The following is a 6,162-nucleotide window of genomic DNA, read 5'->3' on the forward strand; positions in this document are numbered from 1 at the left end:
AATGATATGGAAGTATCCGAAGTTCATAGTATAATTAAACAAACGAATACAAGAAAAAGCCAAAAAAATAAAGAAAAAAAAGATATGAAAGAAAAAGTTACAAATTTGTTTACTTCAGTACAAATATGGTTTTTATCACTTGCAGTTTTTTGCATTTTTGCATCACAGGGAGAGTTATTATTTGAAAATCTCGATTCCGTCGTTAAAATATTTATTCCATTGATAATATTCTTCATTGGAAATACAGTTATTGACTTATTATTATCCGAAAAAATTAATTTCAGCTATGAAGAATATGCAAGTTTAACCATGACCACACTTGCCCGTAATTCACCATTAGCCCTTGCAATTGCAATAAATTCTTTCCCAGGACATGAATTGATAGCTATTGCATTAGTTATTGGACCCTTAATTGAGTTACCAGTACTTTATATAATCTCAAAGCTCTGTTTAGGGATTAAAAACTCAGGATTATTCTTTGTTTGCAGATTATTCTAAATAATCATATTTAATGAAATGTTAAGAATACCATATATACATATTGCTCAAATATCTTAAACAAAATAGGCAAACGATAACCAATAGCCAAAATAACCAATAAAAATATTGAAATTAAACCAAAACGTTTGTAAACTTTTTTTGAAGACAATGGCGCGAAAATCTTTATTCCAGAAGGAGTAAATGAATCCAAAACGATATGGGAAAACAATCCTAAAAACAATGCAAGAACAATTTCAATATAACCCAACTTCAAATTGGGCATTAAAAACAAACTAACAAAAAATATTGGTAAAAATACTAGTAATAACTTTTTATTTAAGAATAAAAAACTTAAAAGAGCAATTAAGACCGCAAATATAATGTAAGAGTTATTTAAAACAGTGAAAACAACTACCAATTCATAACCCCAAATCAATATCAAAGCGACAGCAGAAGTTAAAACTAAAACCCCAAAAATTGAATGTGTAAAACTTCTGTGTTCTGAAAAATAGAATGTTACCCCCAAGAAGATGATAATCAATCCTATAAAATAAGGCAATTTAAGGATATAAAGTGAAATAAACACAATTAATCCTAAAATAATCAACTTATAAACATGTTCCTTTTTGAATTTATGGTCAAAATCAGGAATATTTGCACCGATAAATGTTAAAGCAATTAACAGAGGATTGTAAAAAAACATCAATGCGAGCAATAGTGCAAATAGAGAGTGTCCCTTATAAGAAGATATTGAAATCACCTTACTTATTTATAATAAATTATAATATAAAGTAAATTGCCCAAGAGCATTTGAAAAGTAATAATTAAAATCAGATGATATAAAATAACAATTTTGAGAATTTCTCAACGCACAAAAATATTTTGCTAAAATAATATCCCTTAATTTGTTAAAAATAAACTAAACACCAAAATAAGACAAGAAACTTTTCATTTGAAGATAAGACCTTTCGACACTGCCTTCACCAACACTAGCAAAAGGAGATAAAACCTCAGCAGTAACAGCAGGAATTCTTTTTAAATTGCACACATCTTCAACTGCACCTTTATAAGATTCACCTGCAGAATCAAGAGCAATTATCCTACAGTCGATATCTCTTGCAATATAATTTGCAATTAAAAAACTTTCTGCAGTTGGAGACTTTGTTGAAAAAATTGATTCGAAACCAGGATTTGAATTGTAAGCTGTTGAGTGGAAATCACCTACAAAATTAATACCCAATTCTTCAATTTTCTGAATAATTAAATTACTTAAAGAATTATTAACATGAGCTGCACGATTTAAATCCAAAGTATTAAAAAAACGTTTATTTTCCATTGTTGCTTTTGGAGCTGCAAATGGAATAAAAAATAAAGTATTATTAACTTTTTCATTAACCAATTCATTTAAAAGTCGAATGTTTGCAATCTGTGAAGGTAATTCATTTCCATGAATTCCAGATAAAATTAAAATTTTATTGCGACCATTGCCCAATTTAAAAATTGGTGTTCCAAAAACTGATTTTTTCAAAATGAACTTATTTAAATCGTTCAATTCAATCTGATTAAATACCTGCACATTTCTTGAAACATATCCTCCAGATAGATTTGAGACATAACTCATTTCCAAATTATCTGCACATTCAACTTTTTCAAAATCCATAATAATATTATACATAAACGCTCTTATTTATAAATTAGGGATTAAATTGAAGAAGTATATTAAAAAATTAATAAGGCTCATAAATTATGAAAGAGATGCTGAAATTGACCTGATGACACATGAAATAAGTTCAATGTCCGGACAAAAAAGAGAAGAATTAGGAAGAGCCATTAATAAAGTTAAAGGAAAACGGATGGGTAAAGAATTAGGCATGGAAATTGTTCAGTTTGGAAGATCAGAAATTATTGACACCGAAATTAGTGTCGGTGATATGGTTTTAATCAGTACAGATAATCCTTTAAGAAGTGATTTGACCGGAACAGTTACAGAAAAAGGAGCAAGATTTATAAAAGTAGCTTTTGATAAGAGAATTCCAAAATGGGCATTGAAAAAGAAAGTCAGAATTGACTTATATGCCAATGACATAACTTTCCGGAGAATGGAAGACAATTTAAAGCATTTAAGCTTAAAAGGAAAAAATGCTCTAGAATACATGTTGACAGATAGAAATCCGAAAAAAAATAGAAAAACCCCCTATATCAACTACATTGATGAAAATTTAAACAAATCTCAAAAAAATGCAATAGAAAAAGGATTATCTTGTGAAAATTTCTTCCTGATACATGGTCCATTCGGAACAGGCAAAACCCGAACACTTGTTGAACTAATTTCACAGGAGACAAGACAAAATCACAAAGTGCTTGCAACAGCAGAAAGTAATGCTGCAATAGACAATATTTTGGAGCGATTAATGGAAAATAAAAAATTAAATCTGACAAGACTTGGACATCCCCAAAGAGTGTCTAAAAATAACATTACATACTCACTTGCATATAAAGTCGAAAACCATAAATTAAACAAAAAAATCAAAAAAATTCACAAAAAAATTGATAAACTAATCGAGAAAAGAAAATCCTTCACCAAACCAACTCCACAATTCAGACGTGGTTTTGGAGATTATGACATTCTATTTCATGCATCCAAGGGAAAAGGTGGAAGAGGAATAAGTGCTGAAAAAATGCAGTCAATGGCACAATGGATAGAATACAATCAAGAAATTGATGAATTGCATTCCGACATAAAACGAATTGAAAACAAAATGATTAGAAATATCATTGAAGAAAGTGATGTAATCCTTGCAACCAATTCCTCTGCTGCTCTTGAATCTATTGCTAATACCAAATTTGATGTAGCAATTGTTGATGAAGCATCACAGGCAACAATTCCAAGCATATTAATTCCAATAGCTAAAGCTCATAGATTTATCCTTGCTGGAGACCACAAACAACTGCCACCAACCATAATAAGTAATAAGGCAAATGAACTTGAAAATACTCTATTTGAAGCATTAATCAAAAAATATCCCCCTAAATCACAATTACTGAATATCCAGTATAGAATGAACAAGCTCTTGATGAAGTTTCCGAACTCCGAATTCTATAATAATAGTCTAAAAAGTGATGTTAGCGTAGATAAAATCAATATCAAAGATATAATCGGATCCAGTTATAATGAAGAAGCACTGCTTTTTATGGATACTTCAGATATTGACAAAAACCATGAAAATCATTTAAAAGATTCAAAATCAATAATCAATAAAGTCGAAGCTGAAATTGCCGTAAGAGTGGCAAAAGACTATTTGACTGCAGGAGTTAATGAAGAGGATATCGGAATTATAAGCCCATATGCTGACCAGGTGAAAATTATCCAAGAAAACACATCGGTTGAAGTGAAAACAGTGGATGGTTTTCAGGGAAGAGAAAAGGAAATAATTATTATATCCACAGTCAGAAGTAATGATAATGGAAATATAGGATTTTTAAATGATTTAAGACGATTGAATGTTGCAATCACCAGAGCAAAAAGAAAATTAATAATAATTGGTAACAAAGAGACATTGAAACACAATCCCACATATGCAAGACTTATTGAATTTGTTGAGGATGAAAAGTTGCTGATAAAAATTTAGGTATACCTAAACTTTATATACTATGAGATACTATTTAATATTAGCGAGTAAAATTAAAGCTCGAAACTCTTAATTGGGGTTTTGATTTTTCAAAATGTCCATATAACTTTCAACCTCAATTATACCCTCAATTAAGAGTTTTCTTCTGTCAACCACTCTTTCAAAAATTTTGTTGATTTGAACTTTTTTCATTAAAATTAATAGTTGAATTTTTTTTATTCTGTTTAAAAATAGTTAAATTATAATAATTCTTAATAAAATATATTATTAGAGTAATTATGAATAATGCATTAAAATCAAAAATTATCATGTTTGCCTCAATGATGTTGTTCATGATTTTTTATATGGTGCTATTTGGAAGTAAAAATGCAGTAATCGGTATGATGGTGGTCATGGCAGCGTTCATGAATCTGAGCAATGATTTGTCATTTAAAGCAAAATCTTCTTTTATTAAAATACTGTTATTGCTCCTGGTGTTAGGCATTGCATCGTTTTTGAATAATCCATTAACTATCTTTGGATGCATATTGACCTTTGTTGTCGTCTTTGCAACTACTTTCACATCATATAATCTTTTTGGTACCCATGTTTATTTACCGTACCTGATGATATATTTTATGATGGTTGGAATTCCGGTTTCTGTTGAAATGCTGCCAATGAGGCTTTTGTCTCTTGTCTTCGGCGCGGTTTTCATCGTCGGATTGAATATGACAATTAACAGGGAAAAGGATTATAAACTGTCAAAAGCAACTATTGACATATTAATTTCTGAATTAGACAAAGCCATAGATTTGAAATTGGATGGAAAAGATGTTTTTTCGGATAATTTCCGTACAATCAACGGATTTTATTTGAGTATTTTAAACAGGTCCGAGTATAAATATTTCCCCTCTGAAATTCACAAATCCGTTTTGAATGTTGTCAAATCATTTCAATACATTGGAAAGATTATATCTGAGTATGATTTGTCAAATAAGGAACTGCTTTACATAAGAAGTGTTTTGTCTCAAATCAAACATATTGATTTGGAGGACATATTTGAAGGCATTGAAATAGACTCAAAAGTAATGTATCTTGTTTTATTGAACTTGGAGATAATTTCAAATGAAATCAGGAAAGATTTAACCGATGAAATACTGCTTCCGGATAAAAACACATTAAAAACCCAGTTCAAATCATTAATCAGACAGTATTTCAGTTTCAGATCCGTCAAGTTTACTTTTGCATTTAAAATGGCCTTTTTAATGTTTGTCTGGCAACTACTGACGCTGATGTTTAATTTGCCCTTTACAAAATGGCTGTATTTCGCTACAATCTCATTAATGTTACCTTATATTAATGATGTTGCATATTCTGCAAAGTCACGACTTCAGGGAACATTTATTGGAGTTTTTGTTTTTGCAGCAATTCTCATAATTGTCCCTTATCTTAACGTTTCATTTAATGTAATTGCTGTTGCAGTAATGGTTGTCTGTATGTTTATAATGGTCATTAAATTGGAGGATAAACTGATTTTGACAATTGTCACTACTGTGATATCAGTCATGACTGCACTGATGTATATTCCACCACCTGAAGCAATGGAATTGAAGATATTGTGGGTAATTGTTGCAGTTGTAGTTGTCACATTATTCAATTACAAATTCCTGCCTTATTCTGTTGAAATCGAAACAAAAAACAATCTGAAAACATCTTATATATTAAATCAACAGTCAATCGATTTGGTTAAACAGAAATGCATGGCAACGGGACCCGATAAAAAAACAACATTATTGGTTTTAAGCAATGTTGTACGGGAAAACATTGAAATAACTGAGGAAAACCGCGAATTATATAATCTGCAGGTAAAAATTACTGATATTTGCAATTTCATTTTGAATTATCTGGATTTGATTCCAATATCCGATGATTTGGCTAAAAATTTGGTTGAAATAATTGATGGTAATGCATTGGCAGATGTAAATTTAAATATCAAAGATAAAATATTGGCATATTCAATGGAACATGTCATGAGCTTGTTTAAAGATGAACAGAGGATTATCGAAGGATTTGA

Annotated in this window: 5 protein-coding genes; 3 read left to right on the forward strand and 2 right to left on the reverse strand. The window is 30.0% G+C overall.

Annotation, left to right across the window (positions count from 1 at the left end; genetic code table 11):
* A partial coding sequence (locus tag Q0P94_RS10225) for an arsenic resistance protein (protein ID WP_367270247.1) occupies nucleotides 1-498 on the forward strand: 498 nt, incomplete at its 5' end.
* A 10-nt stretch (nucleotides 499-508) separates the two neighbouring features.
* Here Q0P94_RS10225 and Q0P94_RS10230 read toward each other — a convergent pair.
* Nucleotides 509-1,231: a metal-dependent hydrolase gene (locus Q0P94_RS10230; RefSeq protein WP_367270248.1), complete on the reverse strand. Its 723-nt coding sequence runs from the start codon at nucleotides 1,229-1,231 to the stop codon at nucleotides 509-511.
* A gap of 168 nt (nucleotides 1,232-1,399) precedes the next feature.
* On the reverse strand, nucleotides 1,400-2,140 hold the full coding sequence (locus Q0P94_RS10235) for a succinylglutamate desuccinylase/aspartoacylase family protein (RefSeq protein WP_295116294.1): 741 nt from the start codon (nucleotides 2,138-2,140) through the stop codon (nucleotides 1,400-1,402).
* Nucleotides 2,141-2,186: 46 nt separating this feature from the next.
* On the opposite strand from Q0P94_RS10235, the gene Q0P94_RS10240 reads away from it, so the two are divergent.
* Entirely contained in the window at nucleotides 2,187-4,109 is a 1,923-nt protein-coding gene (locus tag Q0P94_RS10240) for an IGHMBP2 family helicase (RefSeq protein WP_295116296.1), read from the forward strand.
* A gap of 278 nt (nucleotides 4,110-4,387) precedes the next feature.
* A partial coding sequence (locus tag Q0P94_RS10245; RefSeq protein ID WP_295116298.1) for an FUSC family protein occupies nucleotides 4,388-6,162 on the forward strand: 1,775 nt, incomplete at its 3' end.

The organism is uncultured Methanobrevibacter sp., assembly GCF_946184425.1.
Lineage (GTDB): Archaea > Methanobacteriota > Methanobacteria > Methanobacteriales > Methanobacteriaceae > Methanocatella.

Excerpts from the sequence above, each read along its gene's own strand:
- Q0P94_RS10235 (WP_295116294.1), bottom strand. The coding sequence starts at position 2,140 with ATGGATTTTGAAAAAGTTGAATGTGCAGATAATTTGGAAATGAGTTAT.